At 64.8% G+C, this 17,396-nt stretch carries 7 protein-coding genes; 5 read left to right on the forward strand and 2 right to left on the reverse strand.

All coding sequences use genetic code 11. The features are described from left to right. The 5 genes from EV687_RS14480 to EV687_RS14500 form a co-directional block, all read left to right on the forward strand. On the forward strand, positions 1 to 3,087 hold a 3,087-nt coding region (locus tag EV687_RS14480), incomplete at its 5' end, for a DUF7507 domain-containing protein (protein ID WP_165392833.1). Positions 3,088 to 3,098: 11 nt separating this feature from the next. Next, on the forward strand, positions 3,099 to 6,851 hold the full coding sequence (locus tag EV687_RS14485) for a TonB-dependent receptor (RefSeq protein WP_242612662.1): 3,753 nt from the start codon (positions 3,099 to 3,101) through the stop codon (positions 6,849 to 6,851). Further along, positions 6,851 to 8,149: a DUF11 domain-containing protein gene (locus EV687_RS14490; protein WP_122229700.1), complete on the forward strand. Its 1,299-nt coding sequence runs from the start codon at positions 6,851 to 6,853 to the stop codon at positions 8,147 to 8,149. Before EV687_RS14485 ends, EV687_RS14490 begins: the two co-directional genes overlap by 1 nt. A 133-nt stretch (positions 8,150 to 8,282) precedes the next feature. Continuing rightward, a complete protein-coding gene (locus EV687_RS14495; RefSeq protein WP_122229698.1) occupies positions 8,283 to 10,013 on the forward strand; it encodes a CshA/CshB family fibrillar adhesin-related protein in 1,731 nt (576 codons plus the stop codon). Positions 10,014 to 10,166: 153 nt separating this feature from the next. Continuing rightward, entirely contained in the window at positions 10,167 to 12,434 is a 2,268-nt protein-coding gene (locus tag EV687_RS14500) for a DUF11 domain-containing protein (RefSeq protein ID WP_122229696.1), read from the forward strand. 199 nt (positions 12,435 to 12,633) lie between these two features. Here the strand turns inward: EV687_RS14500 and EV687_RS14505 are convergent, their stop codons facing one another. Further along, positions 12,634 to 15,927, reverse strand: a complete 3,294-nt coding sequence (locus EV687_RS14505) for an efflux RND transporter permease subunit (protein WP_122229694.1) — start codon at positions 15,925 to 15,927, stop codon at positions 12,634 to 12,636. Continuing rightward, positions 15,924 to 17,174 (reverse strand): efflux RND transporter periplasmic adaptor subunit, encoded by a 1,251-nt coding sequence (locus EV687_RS14510; RefSeq protein ID WP_242612663.1) that lies wholly within the window; start codon positions 17,172 to 17,174, stop codon positions 15,924 to 15,926. Before EV687_RS14510 ends, EV687_RS14505 begins: the two co-directional genes overlap by 4 nt. Positions 17,175 to 17,396 lie beyond the last annotated feature (222 nt).

Here is a 17,396-nt window from a genome sequence, read left to right on the forward strand (position 1 = left end):
GAGGTGGTCAACACGGCCACGGCCGAAGGCACGCCGCCGGGCGGCGGCACGCCAGTGCCGTCGGATCCGTCGACGGTGACCACGCCGCTGACGGCGGCGCCTGCGCTGAGCATCGTCAAGAGCTCGACGGCGGTGGGCGCGACGGTGGGCTCGACGATCGAGTACAGCTTCCTGGTGACGAACACGGGCAACGTGGACCTGACCGCCGTGGTGGTCAAGGATGCGAAGCTGGGCGCGGACATCGCGGTGGGCGACCTGGCAGCCGGAGCGAGCGCGACGGTGACGGGCAGCTACACGCTGACGGCGGCGGACTTCGCCGCAGGCGAGGTGGTCAACACGGCCACGGCCGAAGGCACGCCGCCGGGCGGCGGCACGCCAGTGCCGTCGGATCCGTCGACGGTGACCACGCCGCTGACGGCGAATGTTATCGATGCGGTCGATGACGGCTTCGGCCCAGTCAACGGTGGCATGGGCGGCAGTGCGGGCAATGCCTATGACAACGACACGCTCAACGGCCAGCCGGTCGACGTGGCGGCGATCGTCGGTACGGTGCTGACGCCGGCAACGCCAGTCAATGGCGGTCCGGTGCCGACGCTGGATGCGGCCACGGGAGTGGTGACGGTGCCGGCGGGCACGCCGGCTGGCGACTACACGATCGTCTACCAGATCTGCGAGGCACTGAACCCGGCGAACTGCGACACGGCCATCATCACGGTAACGGTGGAGGCGCCGAGCATTGACGCAGTCGATGACGGCTTCGGCCCGATCAACGGCGGCATGGGCGGCAGTGCGGGCAATGCCTATGACAACGACACGCTCAACGGCCAGCCGGTCGACGTGGCGGCGATCGTCGGTACGGTGCTGACGCCGGCAACGCCAGTCAATGGCGGTTCGGTGCCGACGCTGGATGCGGCCACGGGAGTGGTGACGGTGCCGGCAGGCACGCCGGCTGGCGACTACACGATCGTCTACCAGATCTGCGAGGCGCTGAACCCGGTGAACTGCGACACGGCCACCATCACGGTGACGGTGGAGGCGCCACTGATCGAGGCGACGGACGATCCGCTGGGCACCTTCGAGGGCACGGGCGGTGATCAGGTGGCAGGCAACGCCTTTGACAACGATCGCATCAATGGTGTGGTGATCGTGCCGTCGCAGGTTACGGGCGAAATACTGACGCCTGCCGCGTCGATCAGCGGCGGCGCGGTGCCGGTGCTTGATCCGGCCACCGGGGTGGTGACGATTCCGGCGGGTACGCCGTCGGGCGACTACACCATCACCTACCGCATCTGCGAAGTGCTGAACCCGACGAACTGCGACACCGCTTCGGTGACGGTGACGGTGGAGGTGAATGCCAACCTGCTGCGCATCACCAAGGCTGCGGGCGTGCGCACGGTGGTGATCGGTGATCTGGTACGCTATACCCTGACGGTGGAGAACGTGGGCACGACGCAGGTACAGAACGCCAACGTGATCGATACGCCGCCGGCCGGCTTCACGTATGTCGAGGGCTCGCTCAATGCCGCCGACGACGATGGCGCGGTGACGGTTTCGGGCCAGTCCCCGCTGCGTTTTGATGGCATTGATCTGGCGGCAGGGCGCACGGCAACCTTGAGCTATCTGATGCGCGTTGGTGCCGGTGTGCGCCCAGGCACGCACCAGAACCAGGCCCAGGCCTATTCGTCCACGGGCGAGCCGATCTCGAACATCGCTACGGCGGCGGTGGAGCTGACGTCCGACCCGCTGTTCGAAGACAGCCTGATCTTCGGCACGGTGTTCGATGATCGCGATGGCGACGGCTGGCAGGACAGTGCGACGCTGAGTGGCGTGGCGGTGCAGGGCGGTTTCGCTCCGGGTGCCTATGTGGCGAATTCGACCATGGTCGACCGCGGCACCGGTCACGAGCCGGAGCCGGACGCCAGTTCGCCATTGCTGCACGGTATTGCGATTGGCGGCATCTCCGCACGCCAGTCGGTGGCCGATCCGGCCGAGCGGCACCAGGTGGTGGTGCGCCAACGCCTGAGCGAGCTGGCCTTCACGGATGACTTCGTGCTGACCAGCGAGCAGGGGGTGACCGTGCGCATGGATGCGGCGGGCAACACCACGGTGGAGAAGTCCGGCGAAGCCGCCAAAGGCTTGAACGCCGCCGCACCAAGTGTCGAACGCCGCGTGGCGGTGACGGAAGGTGGCTATGTGGTGGACTATGTGATCCGCAACGAAGGCATCGATGAGCGCGGCATTCCGGGCGTGCGCATCGCCTCGGTGGAAGGCCTGCTGATCGAGACCGACCAATACGGCCGCTACCACATCGTCGATGTGCATGGTGGCGAGTGGCGGCGCGGTCGCAATTTCATCCTGAAGGTCGATCCGTCCACGCTGCCTGCCGGTGCCGAGTTCACCACCGACAACCCGTTGCTGCGCCGCATCACCCCGGGCGTGCCGGTGCGCTTCGACTGGGGCGTGAAGCTGCCGGTGCAGCCTATTCCTGTTGGTCGTGAGGAGGTCGAGCTGGAACTGGGCGAAGTGCTCTTCGCGCCCGGCAGCGCCGAGCTGCGCGCGGAGTACCAGCCGGTGCTCGGCCAGATTGCCGAGCGCATCACCGGGTACCGCGGCGGTGAGATCCTGATCAGCGCCGCTGGTGATACCGAAGGACTGGCCTTCCAGCGCGCCGAAGCCGTGCGCGATGCCTTGCTGCAGTCGCTCGATGCCGAGGTGGCCAAGGCGCTGCGGGTGAGCCTGCGCACGCAGATCGATGATCCGCACGCCTTCGTGGCGGGCGTCACCGAAGGTGGAGCGCTGCTGGGCACGGTGCTGTTCGATACCGACAAGTCCAGCATACGGCCCGAGTTCGAGCCTCTGCTCGACAAGATCGCCGAGCGCCTGCAGCGCGCCGGCGGCGGCCGGGTGGGCATCGTCGGCCATACCGATGTGCGCGGCTCCCACGCCTACAACACGGCGCTGGGCCTGCGCCGTGCGAAGGCAGTGTATGACGCGCTGGAGCGGCGCCTGAGCCCCGAGCTGCGGACCAAGGTCCGTGTGGACATCAATGACGACCCGGCTGCTCCAGTCGGTGGCGCGCGCCAGTGAGGAGCCGGATGATGAAGAAGCCAATGAAGATGAAGCTGCTCGACTGCGCCCTGATCGGCGTGTTTGCCAGCATGGCGGCTGCGGCCTCCGTGGCCAGGGCGCAGGAGGGGGTACCGCAGCAGGAGCAGGCCTCCGCCCAGCCCGGGCCCGACGTGCAATGCACCGATGGCCGCTGCCAGTCGGCCGAAGGCCTGTTGTTCAAGCTGCGCACGCGCAGCTATGACCAGCCCGCCACCGCAGGCGCCGATGCGCAAGCGGGCAGCCGTGCATTGCAGGCCGATCGCCGCGCCACCATTGCGCTGGACGAGCCGGGCAAGGCCACCGTGCAGGGCAAGTTCGCCATCGACCTGCCCGGCGGCGGCATCATCTGGGCCACCGAAGATCCGACCCTTGGCGAGGCCGAGCTGACGATCTCCGCGCCCAGCATCGTACCGTTCGATGGCAGGCGCATCACCAAGCCGGTGCAGTTCTACCTGCGCAGCAACTATCCGGCCTTCGTGCAGCGCTATGAGCTGAGCATCTACCGCGCGGCCGATGCCGACCTGATCGAACCTCTGGTGCAATTGCCGCTGGCGGTGGCGGCCGTCAGCCAGCTCGAGTGGGATGGCGCGCTGCCCGCGCGCTACCGTTACCGCACCGGTGACGAGCTGGTGTATGTGCTGCGTGCCTACGATGCCGAAGGCAATTTCGACGAAACCTACCCGCGCAGCCTGCAACTGGCCAGCCCCGAAGAGGCCGAGCGCGGTTCGCAATTGCTGCGCGACAGCGCGCAGCAGGCTCTGGGCACATCCCTGACCACGGCCGAAGCCCAGACACAAAGTCTGCTCGCGACCGTCTTCGCCGAAAACGGCCTGCGTCAGCAGAACATCGGCATCTACGGCTCCCGCGTGCGCATTCAGGGTCGCAACATTCCCGATGGACAGCAGCTCTACATCAATGGCGAGAGCTATCCGGTCGATCTCGAGCGCAAGTTCGTCGCCGAATTCCTGATGCCGGTGGGGCATCATGCCTTCCAGATCGGGTTGGGCCAGCCCGGCGGCACGGCCGGGGCGCAGCAAGTTGGCGTCCAACGGAGCGCAGCGGGCGCCGTCGGCATGTACACGCTCAACGTCGACGTGACCGGACGCTACTTCTTTGGCGTCGCCCTGGCCGACCTGACCATCTCGCAGAACAAGCACACCGGCTCGTCCGCGCCGTTTGCCAATGATGCGCGCTATGACGATGACGTCATCAGCGATGGCCGCCTGGCTTTCTACGGCAAGGCCAAGCTGCGCGGCAAGTACCTCATCACCGCGCAGGCGGACACCACGGAGCGGGATGTCAAAAAGCTCTTCAGCGGCTTCACTGACGCCGATCCGCAGGACATCTTCCGCCGTCTCGACCCGGACCTGTACTACCCGACCTATGGGGATGACTCGACCACCTACCGTGATGTCGATACCATGGGCCGCTTCTACCTGCGCGCCGACTGGGACAAGAACCAGGCGCTCTGGGGCAATTACAGCACCGGCATCACCGGCACCGAGTACGCGCAGTACAACCGCTCGCTTTACGGCGCGGCACTGAACTGGCGCACCAACAGCACCAACCGCTGGGGCGACCCGGTCACGCAGGCGCGAGCCTTTGGCTCCGAGGCCCAGACGGCGCCAGGCCGCAGCGAATTCATCGGCACCGGCGGCAGCCTTTACTACCTGCGCCATACCGATGTGCTGCCCGGCTCGGATACCGTCACGCTGGAAGTGCGCGACCGCACCACCGGCCGTGTCCAGACCAGCGTGACGCTGCAGCGCGGTGCTGATTACGAGATCGATGAACTGCAGGGCCGCATCCTGCTCAGCCGCCCCCTGGCGCTCATCACCCGGGAAAACCTTCCGACGCTCACGCGCGACGTGCCACTCGATGGCTTCGAGCAGCGCCTGCTGGTCGACTACGAGTGGGTGCCCGCCGACTTCGATGCCGACGAAATCACGCTGGGCCTGCGCGGCAAGCACTGGTTTGGCGACCATGTCGGTGTGGGTGCCACCTACGTCGATGAGAATCGCGCCGGCGAGGACTACCGCCTGGTCGGAGCCGATGTCACGCTGCAGGCAGGCAAGGGCACTTACGTTAAGATCGAGCACAGCAGGACCGAATCGACCAGCGTGCCGGTGTGGTTTTCCGACAATGGCGGCTTCGACTTCAGCCGCACCAACCCGGATGGCTCTCGCGACGGCAACGCCACCGCTGTCGAAGGGCGTGTCAACCTCAAGGAGATCGGCTGGACCGAACAGGAATGGACCGCCGCAGCCTGGCACCGCAAGGTCGATGAAGGCTACTCTACCGGCCGTCAGGACACGGGCCAGGAAATCACCGAGTACGGTGCCGAGGTGCAGGGCCAGGTTACCGACGATGTGGGCGTGTATGCACGCTACAGCCGCGCCGAGCGGGGTGCCGAATCGCTCACGCAGGCGCAGCTCACCGGCGAGTGGCGCGTCAATGATGCCTCCACCGTGTCCGCCGAGATCCGCCGTGTCGAAGAAGAACGCACCAGCGGTGATGCCACCGGCACGCTCGGCGCGCTCAAGTACTCGCACCGTTTCGGCACCGCGCTGGAGCTGTACGGTATCGCCCAGCTCACGCTGGACGACGATGGCGGCGCCTACGAAGACAACGACGCTTACACGCTGGGTGGCAAATACCTGTTCGGCAACCTGTCGTCAGTGGGGGCCGAGGTCACCAGCGGTGACCGTGGCGATGCCGCGCAACTCAATGCCGAATACCGCCTCAGCCCCGAGCACACGCTCTACGGCGCCTACACCTATTCGACCGACACCACTGCCTACGACTCGCTCTTCAACCCGAACAACCAGACAGGCTGGACACTGGGCCAGCGCTGGCGGCTCTCCAACCAGGTCAACATCTTCAACGAGCGCCAATCCCTCAAGGCACCCGATGAAAGCGGCCTGCAAGACACCTTCGGGCTGGATTTCTACCCCGGCGAGGGATGGCGCCTGGGCGTGACGCTCACCGATGGTGATCTCACCACCGATGGCGGCGGTACGGTCGATCGCCGGGCCGTGAGCATCAGCGCCGGCCGCACTTCGGCGGCCACCGACTGGCAGAGCAAGATCGAATGGCGGCGCGACAGCGGCTTCGAGCGCCGCAAGCAATGGGTGCTGACCAACCGCCTGACCCACAAGATCGACGAAAGTTGGCGCATCGCCGCGCGCTTCAACTACGCCGATACCGATGATCACATCGACCCGACGGCCGATGCCCGTTTCGTCGAAGGCAATTTCGGCTTTGCCTACCGGCCCTGGAACAACCAGCGCTGGGGCCTGTTCGGTCGCTACACCTACCTGTACGACCTGGCCAGCCTCGGCCAGCTCGGCGGCGCGCAGTACGACCAGAAGAGCCATGTGCTGTCCTTCGAAGGCGTGCACAAGCTCGACCAGAACTGGGAACTGGCCGCCAAGCTGGCGCGCCGCGAAGGCAAGGTGCGCTTTGGCCGCGGCGCGGGTGACTGGGCCGACTCGGCCGCCACCTTTGCCGCAGGCCAGATCCGCTACGACCTGCGCCAGCAATGGCACGCCCTGGCAGAGTACCGCGCCCTCAAGGTCAAGGATGGTGGTATCAAGAAGGGCTTCCTGGTCGGGCTGGATCGTGACATCACCAAGAACTTCCGCATCGGCCTGGGCTACAACTTCACCGATTTCAGCGACAAGCTGACGGACTTCGACTACGACCACAAGGGGTGGTTCATCAATCTGGTAGGAACCTACTGATGGTGATTTCGGAATTTTCTTCCGGCCGATCGACCTGGTACTTCAGGGCACTGTTCGCGGGGCTGGCCCTTGCCGCGACCGCGTCGACAGTCGGCGCACAGAACCTGATCATCAACCCGGGCTTCGAAGACCTGCCAGAAGATGAAGTTTCACTCCCCCCCAACTGGGGCAACAACATTGGATACTCCATTGCACCGTGGATCTTGGGCAGCGGTAACCAATCAAACGTCGTGAAGGTCAATGGCATCTTCGATTACGGCACTCGCGGGCCCTGGCTGGACGCCGATCCGGCCACCGGAGCAGGCGTGGTCCAGCATTATCTGGATATTTCTGGCGGGGCCAATGATTTCTATCAGGCTTTTGCGGTACCGACGTGCGGTGGCGCGATTCCCGGAGAAACCCGCGAGGCGACATTCTCCGGCTGGTTCTCTACCCGTGACAATCGTTCCGGCACTGGCGGCATCACCATTCGGGCTGGCGAGGGTCTGACGGGGACCGTTCTTGCCGCCGCCACCGCCAGTCTGTCCGCACCGGTGTCTCCACAGACATCGGCGAGCGTCCCTTGGGTTCAGATCGGAGGTACCGTGGAGGTGCCATCCGGGAGCATGGTGTCGTTCGTGGTGGCGATGGACAACGACGTCAATTTTGACCAGGCGTTTCTGAGTTTCAGCTCCGCATCGTGTGCCACCACGCAATTGACGCTTGCCAAGTCATGGGTCAATGCCTCCATAGGCGATACCGCGACGGTGACCGTCGCCCGTGGTGGCTCGCAAATCGGCAGTTTGCCGGCTGTTGCCGACGCACATACCGAAACCGACGCCAGTGCAACACCGGTGGTGGTGTATGAGGGCGAAGTCCTTGAGTTGGCTGAAGTGGTGGGTGCAGGCAATGCGAGCCAGTACGATACGGTCTTTGCTTGTACCGGTGGCGGCGTGCTCAACGGGACGCAGTTGACGGTTGGCAATGCCAGCGATCCGATCACATGCACGGTGACCAACGAGGGGCCAGATGCGGATCTGCGCGTTCAGAAGACAAGCAATGTCGCTGCCGTTGGAAGTGGTGGTGAGGTGACATACACCATCCAGGTCACCAATGATGGCCCCTATGCAGCCGATGGCGCTGTGGTGACTGATCCGGAGATCAATGGTTTGAATTGCACGGAGGCTGCTTGCTCGCCAGGCTCCGGGGCCGCATGCCCAGCGAGTCTGACCGTGGCGCAATTGCAAGCAGGCGTGGCCATTCCGGTTCTGCCGGTCGGTGGCGAGATTGATATCACCTTGACTTGCACTGTGCAGTGACCGAGCTGTTTAAGGCTCCGTTTGTTGAGGCCGCCGGAGTCAATGGGTGGTTTTGTTGGGGTATATCAGAGGACATTTCGGTCTTACCCGATACCGCACACCATAATTTTTATGTATCAAGAATGAGTTGAAAATGCACGTCGCAAGCAAAAGACACAAAGACCATTCAGAATTTCATGGCAATGGCCATGTTGTTTCATGGGCCCTGCTGCTTTTGACGGGATTCATGGCACCAACTGCTGCCGTGAATGCCGCGGCCTATGCGAATGGCGGCTCTGGTGCCTACCGGGATGAAATCCTCTGGCTGACATGGGGTGGCGGCACCCTGGGTGTGCACGATCAGAACTTGGGAAACGGCTCGTCATCCTCAGCCACCATGGCAGTGGCTGCGAGCCTTGACCTCGCTGTGACTTGCTCGTTGGCAAATGCCGGAACCGCGTCCAATAGCAATAATTTGAAAAGCTATCGCCCAGGGACATATGCTCTGGATTCATTGGACAATCTTTATTATTACGGCGCAGGTGGGAGCGGTAATCAGCTGATCAGTGGTATTTACACGGCCAACGCGACCAAATCGTTCCGCATCAACTGTTTCGCCACGCTAGGAGGCGCTGCTTATCCGATCCCAGGGGTTGTCATGGCTGATGCCGAATCCATGGCGGGTAACGGAACAGGTGACACGATGGAGGCCCCGCGCGAGTATGTGCAGGCGACGGCCGATGGCATCTGGAATATCGTCGAGATGTATCGCAATCCAGGCCGGACATATTATGCGCGCAAGAGCTCGAGTGGAAGCGGGCAAACCATTCGCTTTGGGCCTGGGGGTGAAGCGTCGCCCAGTGCGCCTGCAGCGGTGACTTTCCTGACGTTCAATCCCTCCGCTTATGCAGGCGCCAACTTGGAGGTTGGGGTGGACGTGTCCATGAAGGGAGGGGGCAATACGGCAGTTGCTGTCGGCCTTTTGGTTCCCAAGGCTGATTTTGGCGACGCGCCGGCGAGTTATGGCAGTGCCGGTCACTTGATACCCTCTCTGACGCCGGTTGCGGACGGGTTGGCGAGCAATGGCGTTTCCGTGGACATCAACCAGAGTTCCTTTCAGCTTGGCAGCTTGCAGCCACCCAGCACCAACTTTCTGGGCAGCGTCGGGCCGGATGGCGAGTCGGCGCCTCAGTACAGCGCCGATGCGACTGGCGACAACAACAATGGCAGCGCGGGTGTGAACGAGGAGAATGCGTGGCCGTCAGCCTATGTCCTGACGGTCTCCCAGGCCAACCAATCGTTGGTCCAGTCGGTTGCTTGCAACGGGACCGGTAGTGTGGCTGGCTGGATTGATTTTGACCGCAATGGCACTTTTGATGCCGATGAGCGGGCTCAGGCGGCTTGCACGGGCGGCGCGGCGGCCCTGCAATGGACGCTGCCCAATGATGTACAGCCGGGCGACAGCTTTGTTCGGCTCCGCTATGCCACTGACGTGGACCAGATACAGTCCCCCATCGGCGTCGCAGACGACGGTGAAGTTGAAGATCACCAGATCAGCGTTGTGCTGCAGACGGATCTTTCGATCAGCAAATCTGTTGTTCCTGAGCAGGCTACTGCCGGAAGCACGGTGACATACACGATAATTGCCAAGAATAACGGACAGGTGGCCGCAGACGGCGCGTTGGTCCAGGATCCGGCGGTGGCCGGGCTTGATTGCAATGCTGCCGTTCCGCTGTGCTCGGCAACGGGGGGCGCGGGCTGTCCGTCGGGCACCATCAGTGTGAATGATCTTCGAGGGTCAGGGCTTGTCGTCAATCCATTCCCGGCCGGTGGAGAGGTCACTATCACATTGGCGTGCACGCTTGAATCATCGACGGGGCCATGAGCGTTCTTTGCCGTGCGCGGATGGCTGTATGGACATGGGCCCCACCTGCTCGGGGCCTGACCTGATTGTTCGCAAAGTGTCCATCGGGACACAGCCGAGGCGGGTCTTTGCCCGGCTGTCTGCAGGATCCAGATACCACAAAGGTTTCCCTGAATGACGGGAATGAAGAAGCATGCGGCGAGTTCGTTGGCGTTGCTGGCGTTACTGGCTCTCCCTGCTAGCGCCCAGGTCAAGCGGACCTTCACCAATCTCAGTTTCGAATCGCCGAACCTGGTCAGCGCGGGTTGCCGCGTCTACATTCCGCAGCAGTTTGTAGAAGGCTGGAACAGCGACCATCCGAACCGGGCGGCACAGACTTCGGGGACCTGTACGGTACCTGCCGGCTTTTCCGGCGCCAGTGGCGCGATCCTGGAACTCTGGCGCGGCCCTCGCAACAACAACAGCGGCGGCGCCGTGACCGGGCGCACGGGCGCACAGTTCGCCGAACTCAATGCCGACGCCGCATCCCGCATTTATCAGGACATTTGCCTGATCAACGGTGAGAACGTCAACTACTTCTTCAGCCATCGTGGCCGTTACAGCGCCTCGGTGCGGGATGTGATGACGATGTTGGTTGGCACCGGTGCCAACAGTGAAATCGTCACGGTCAGTACCACGAACACGGGCGCTTATGATCCTCCCGTCTCTCATCAGGGCTCGGCGCAGGCACCATCACTCTATGGCGGTGGCTGGGTGGACTATCGCGGTCAGTTCACCTATCAGGGCCCTTCAGGCCTGACCAACATCGGCTTCGAAGCCGTCAGTGCGGCAGGTGGTATCCAGCAGGGCAACTTCCTGGACGACATCCAGGTTGAGTTGGCGCCGTTTGTCGACTTTCCGCAGGTCTCCAGTTCCACGCCGGAGAGCAGTACATCGAACGTGCCGACACTGCGTGTCAATGGCACGCTGGCGGCATCGGTCACGGTGGATGTGAAAATCACGGGCGGGACGGCGCAGTTGGGCGTCGACTACCAGTTCGCGTCGGGCGCTGTGGTCATCAATGGTGATACGCTGCGCATCACCATTCCTGCCGGCACCTACAATTGGTCGGGCACCGGCCAGTTCCCGCTGCCGATCCAGGTCATCAACAACACTGCTGTCGATGGCAACCGCAACCTGCAGTTCACCATTCAGCCTGCGCAGGCCAACCAGTACCTGCTGGCATCGAGCAGTTCCTGCGGTGGGTCTGTCAATACGGGGTGGAACTACACCATCGCCGATGACGACGCCAGCGTGGTGGTGACCAAGGAGGTCACGTCAACAAGCCAGGTCGGCGATGATCCTGCGCTGCATGATGTGGTCTACACAATCGAGGTGAACAATCCAAGCGCTACCAATACGGCAACCTACAGTCTGGTTGATCGGCCTGGAATGGATTCGGATGTCTCGATCACCGCGGCCAGCTATACCGTGAACGGGGGGGGTGCCAATGCGCTGTCGCCACTGACGGGCAGTCCCATCGAGTGGACGCTGGCCAGCGGAGTGACGCTGGCCGCTGGTGCCACCAACACCTACCAACTGACTGCGCGCGTGCGCATTGCCAGGGGAGGCAGTGTCGGCAACGACGCCTGCACGGGCGCGGCTGGCAACGGTCTTTTCAATCAGGCTGAAGCCATTGTCGCGGGCGTGACGGGCGCACTGGTGGGTTCTGCCTGCACGCCAACGCCCACACCCGTGTGGGTCACGCTGGCCAAGAGCCTGGAGGGGCGTTCGGTCGCAGGCGACCAGATCGCGGTACGCATTTATGCGGGAGGCATCCAGCGGGCCGAGGTGCAGACAAGCGGCACATCGGTGCCGCAGACGGTCAGCACCGTCGTGCAGGTGTTCCAGCCAGGCAGTTTGATCGGCTTTGGTGATGTCGTCGGCCCCAATGGCAGTTTCGCCAGCGGGGCGCATTCGCCTGCGGCCTATGATGTGGCCATTGCCTGCAGCAACGCGAACACTGGCTCGGCCACGGTGTTGCCCAGCGGAGCAGGCACTGACGAAGGGACGCGCCAGTTCTGGGGACAATTCGGAACGCACGCCGGTGATGACATCAGCTGCATGATCACCAACAAACTGCCGACGGCGGATCTGTCGATCGTGAAGACGGTCAGTTCGTCTGCCGCACCAGTCGGAGGCACGGTGACTTTCAAGCTGGTGGTTGCCAATGCCGGGCCGGCCAATGCGAGCAATGTGGTGGTGAGGGATCCGGCTGTCGATGGACTGGACTGCGTGGCGGCACCTGCCTGCAGCGTGCTTGACGGTGCTGCGGCATGCCCTGCCAGTCCCAGCATCGATGCTTTGCAGGGGGCCACCGGCTTGGTCATCCCGGCTATGAATGCGGGTGGCAGTGTTGAGTTGACGTTGGTCTGCACGGTGACCGCGCCGACGACGCCCTGAGTCCGGCAGCATGCCAATGCAACAGGCCGCCATGCAGGCGGCCTGTTGCATTGGCGCGGTTCTCAGCTCAGGTGCGGGAGTCGCGGTGCCCGGCAATGCCTGCCTCATCTTCCTTCGGCGTCTTGCGCTCGCTCGGACAGACCAGGGCGTGTGGCCGAGCAGGGATCCGGCGGCGCGCGGGCGGGCAGTCTGCCATGGCTCAGCCTGCCCGGGCCGTCTCACCTTCCTGCGGCCGCCGCACCCGGAACCAGGCCGCATACATGGCCGGCAGCGCCAGCAGGGTCAGCACGGTGGCGACCAGCAGCCCGCCCATGATGGAGATGGCCATCGGGCCCCAGAACACGTTGCGCGAGAGCGGGATCATGGCCAGCACGGCGGCGGCGGCTGTCAGCGCAATCGGGCGCAGGCGGTGCATGGCGGCGTCGAGGATGGCATCCCAGGCGGGTACGCCGTCGGCGCGCTCCATCTCGATCTGGTCGATCAGGATCACCGCGTTGCGCTGGATCATGCCCATCAGCGCGATCACGCCCAGCAGCGCCACGAAGCCGAAAGGCTTGCCGCTGATGAGCAGCGCGGCGGCCACCCCGGTAATACCCAACGGGCCGGTGAGGAAGACCAGCATGGCGCGCGCGAAGCTCTTGAGCTGGATCACCAGCAGTGTGAAGACGATGAAAATCATCAGCGGCACGCCGGCGGCGATGGAGGCGGCGCCCTTGGCGCTTTCCTCCACGGCACCGGCCACCTCGATGCGGTAGTCGGTTTCGCCGTTGGCATGCCACTGGCGCTCGAGCTCGCGCAGCCTGGGCAGCACGGCATCGGTGACGGTGGCGCCCTGCACGCCCTCGACCACGTCGCCCTGCACGGTGATGGTGTAGTCACGGCGGCTGCGCCACATCACGCCGGGCTCCCAGGCCATCTCGGCGGTGGCGATCTGCGAGAGCGGGATGCTGCCGCCCAGGGCGGTGTTGATGTAGGCATTGCCCAGGTCGGTGAGGGTTTCGCGCTCGTCCAGTGGCGGGCGCAGCATGATGCTGATGAGCTTGTCGCCCTCGCGGTATTGGCCGATGGCCTCGCCTTCGAGGATCATGTTCATGCCGCGCGCGATGGCCTGGCTGTTCACGCCCAGTGCCAGCGCCTTGTCCTGATCGATCGAGAGGCGCAGTGTCTTGACCGGCTCGTTCCAGTTGTCGTTGACGCCGCGCATGCTGGGATGCTCGGCCAGGATGGCCTTGACGGCGTCGGCGCGCTCGCGCAGCAGTTGCGGATCGGAGCCGACCACGCGGAACTGCACGGGGTAGGGTACGGGCGGCCCCATGGGCAGCAGCTTGACGCGGGTGCGCACTTCGGGGAAGTGCTCGGCCAGGTATTGCGGCAGTGTGTCGAGCAGGGTGTTGCGCTCGGCCAGCGAATGCGGCTGCAGGATGAATTGGGCGACGTTGGTCTGCGGGAATATCTGGTCGAGCGGCAGGTAAAAGCGCGGCACGCCCGAGCCGACCCAGGTGGCGACGTTGTCGATTTCGTCCATGTGCATGAAGGCGCGTTCGGCACGCTCGGCCACGTCTTCGATGGCCTGGAAAGAGGCGCCTTCGGGCAGCCAGACGTCCACCATGATCTCCGGGCGGCTCGAATCGGGGAAGAACTGCTGCTGCACCCGCGTCATGCCGAACAGGCCGGCGAGGAAGAGCAGCAGCGTCAGGCCGATGGTGAGCCAGCGGTGCTGCACGCACCAGTCCACGGCGCGGCGGAAGCGCTGGTAGAAGGGCGTGTCGTAGACGTCATGCATGCCATTCGGTGCGGGGGCGCCCGCACTTGTCCCTGCCCCCACCCTCGCCTCTGCTCCTGGTTGCGGGGACTGCGGGGATGGCACTGGCGGGTCGGGCAGCTCCAGCGAGGCCAGCGTGTCCGGCGGGGCGTTGGGAATCTCGGCGGCATGCGCCGGTTTTTTCAGCAGCAGCACGCCCAGGTAGGGCACGAAGTAAACCGAGACGATCCACGATAGCAGCAGTGCCACCACCGTCACGCCGAAGATCGCAAAGGTGTACTCCCCCGTCATCGACTTGGCGATGCCGATGGGCAGGAAGCCCGCGGCGGTGATCAGCGTGCCCGTCAGCATGGGCTTGGCGGTGATGTCGTAGGCGAAGCAGGCCGAGCGGAACTTGCCGTAGCCTTCCTCCATCTTGCGCACCATCATCTCGACGGCGATGATGGCATCGTCCACCAGCAGGCCCAGCGCGATGATCAGCGAGCCCAGCGAAATCTTGTGCAGGCCGATGCCCCAGTACATCATGGCCAGGAAGGTCAGCGAGAGCACCAGCGGAATGGTGATGGCCACCACCATGCCGGGCCGCACGTCCAGCGTGTAGCGGCGCCATGGCGGGTTGTTGCCGGCACGCTTGTGCAGGCCGAGACTGAGAAAACTCACGGCCAGCACGATGACCACCGCCTCGATCAGCACTTTGACGAAGTCATTGACGGCAGTCGTCACGGCCTTGGGCTGGTCCTGCACATTGGTCAGCTGCATGCCGGCCGGCAGCGTCTGGCCGAGCGCATTGGCCTCGGCATGCAGCGCCTTGCCCAGCGCGACGATGTCACCACCCTTGGCCATCGAAATGCCCAGCGCGATGACCGGCTGGCCCTGGAAGCGCACCTTTACCGAAGGTGGATCGACATAGCCACGCCGGACCTCGGCAATGTCGCCCAGCCGCAGTTGCTGGCCACCAGCGGCGCGGATGGGCATGGCTCGCAAATCCTCGATGGCGCCGAACTGCCCCTCCACGCGGATCAGCACCTGCTCGCCAGGCCCTTGCACGGCACCGGCGGCGGCCACGGCGTTCTGCTGGCCGAGTTGGGCCAGCACCTCGTTCATGTTCAGGCCCAGCTGGGAGAGGCGCCCCTGCGGGGCCTCGATGTAGATGCGTTCGTCCTGCTCGCCGAACAGCTCGATCTTGGCGACGTCCGGCACGCGCAGCAGGCGCTGGCGGACGTCCTCGGCCGCGTCCTTGAGTTCGGCGTAGCTGTAGCCCTCGCCCGAGAGCGCGTAGATCACCCCGTACACATCGCCGAAGTCATCGACGAAGAACGGCCCCTGCACGCCTGACGGCAGCTCGTAGGCCATGTCGCCGATCTTCTTGCGCACCGTGTACCAGAGCTGCGGCACCTCGGCTGGCGGGCTTTGTTCGGCGAGCTGGAAGATGATGAGCGATTCGCCCGGCTTGGAGTAGCTGTCGATCTTGTCGGCATAGGGCACCTCCTGCAACGTGCGCTCGAGCCGGCTGGTGACCTGCTCGGCCACCTGCTCGGCGGTAGCCCCCGGCCAGAAGGTGCGCACCACCATGGCGCGGAAGGTGAAGGGCGGATCCTCGTCCTGCCCGAGCTGGAAATAGGCGAAGAAGCCCAGCACCATCAGCGCCACCAGCAGGTAGCGTGTGAGCGCCGGGTGCTCCAGTGCCCAGCGCGAGATGTTGTGCCGCGAAATGGGCGGGTTGGCACTCATGACGCAGATCCCTCGGCCTTGGCGGGCATGGCGGGGGCAGCTGCATTGCCCGTTGCCGAACCGGGACCGGTGGCATCGCCTGGCGTATCTGGCGGTACCGGGCTGCGGTAGACCGTGACCTTCTCGCCATCCTGCAGCACGTGCACGCCGGCTGTCACCACCTGGTCACCGGGCTGCAGACCGCTGTTGACGATCCAGTCGTTGCGGTCGGCGTCACCGAGTGCCACCGCGCGATGCTTGACTGTGCCGCTGGCCGCGTCATACACCCAGACGGCGTTGCCGCCCTGCGCGTCGCGCCGGATGGCCGTGCTGGGCAGGCGGATCACCTGCGCGGCAGCCGCTGCCTGAGGCCAATCCACCGTCACCGTGGCACCCAGCGGGGGCTGAGGCTCGGTGAGTATCTCCACCTTCACGCCGAAAGTGCGGGTGGCCGCATCGGCACTGCCAGCAATTTCGCGCACGCGCGCGGGCTGGCGGCTGGCCTGATCGGCCCAGGCCCGCACGGTGACCTGCTGGCCCACCTGTACCTGAGCCAGCCGCTGCTCGGGCACCGCAAAGCTCACGTCGCGGGCGCCATCGAAGGCCAGCCGCACCACCGGCGCGCCAGCCGCCACCACCTGGCCGGGCTCGGCCAGCGTGGCGGTGACGATCGCATCGGCATCGGCCACCAGGCGGGTGTAGTCGGCCTGGTTGCCCTGTGTGGCCAACTGGGCGCGAGCCTCTTCCACGCGCGATTCGGCCGCCTTCAACGCGGCAACGCGCCGGTCCAGCTCGGCGGCGCTGATGAAGTTCTGCGCGCGCAGCTCGCGGTAGCGCTGCACATCGGCGGCCTGCAGGTCGCGGTCGGTGGTGGCCGCGCGCCATTGCGCCTGCGCAGCGGCGGCGGCGAGCTGGTAATCGGTCGGGTCGAGTTGTGCCAGCAGTTGGCCCTTGCGCACCGCCTGGCCTTCGGTCACCGGGCGGCTCAGCAGCTTGCCGGCCACCCGAAAGCCCAGCGCCGTCTCGCTGCGCGCGGTGACCACCCCGGCATACTGGATGCTGGCCTGGTGCGCGGCCTCGCCCACCGTCATCAGCTTGACGGCGCGCACCGGTGTGGCCGGAGGCTGGGGTTTGGAGCAGGCCGCCAGCGTCAGCGCCGCGGCCAGCAGTGCCAGGCGGGCAAGCTGGGCCGGATGCCAGCCACCCTGGCGGCAGGCGGTCGGCCGATGGCCTGATGAAGGGGATGGAACAGCAGTGGTTCGCAGCATATGGCGCTCAAGCAGAAAGTCGGGAGGGCAGCCCGTGCCACGATGATGGCACAGGCATGCCCGCATGCGGTTGCCATGGATTCAGCCGGTTCACCGGCATGGCGTCATGATCGGGTGACAGGCGGCGTGCCGCCAAACAAGCAGTGCCATTGTGGCGGATTTTGCGGCAATCAGGGCCAGGCACAGGCATCACTCTGGCGCGCAGATCCTGAGCGGGCCCCG

This window comes from Corticibacter populi (assembly GCF_004217315.1).
Lineage (GTDB): Bacteria > Pseudomonadota > Gammaproteobacteria > Burkholderiales > Burkholderiaceae_C > Lampropedia > Lampropedia populi.

Excerpts from the sequence above, each read along its gene's own strand:
- EV687_RS14485 (WP_242612662.1), top strand. The coding sequence starts at position 3,099 with ATGAAGAAGCCAATGAAGATGAAGCTGCTCGACTGCGCCCTGATCGGC.
- EV687_RS14490 (WP_122229700.1), top strand. The coding sequence starts at position 6,851 with ATGGTGATTTCGGAATTTTCTTCCGGCCGATCGACCTGGTACTTCAGG.
- EV687_RS14495 (WP_122229698.1), top strand. The coding sequence starts at position 8,283 with ATGCACGTCGCAAGCAAAAGACACAAAGACCATTCAGAATTTCATGGC.
- EV687_RS14500 (WP_122229696.1), top strand. The coding sequence starts at position 10,167 with ATGACGGGAATGAAGAAGCATGCGGCGAGTTCGTTGGCGTTGCTGGCG.
- EV687_RS14505 (WP_122229694.1), bottom strand. The coding sequence starts at position 15,927 with ATGAGTGCCAACCCGCCCATTTCGCGGCACAACATCTCGCGCTGGGCA.
- EV687_RS14510 (WP_242612663.1), bottom strand. The coding sequence starts at position 17,174 with ATGCTGCGAACCACTGCTGTTCCATCCCCTTCATCAGGCCATCGGCCG.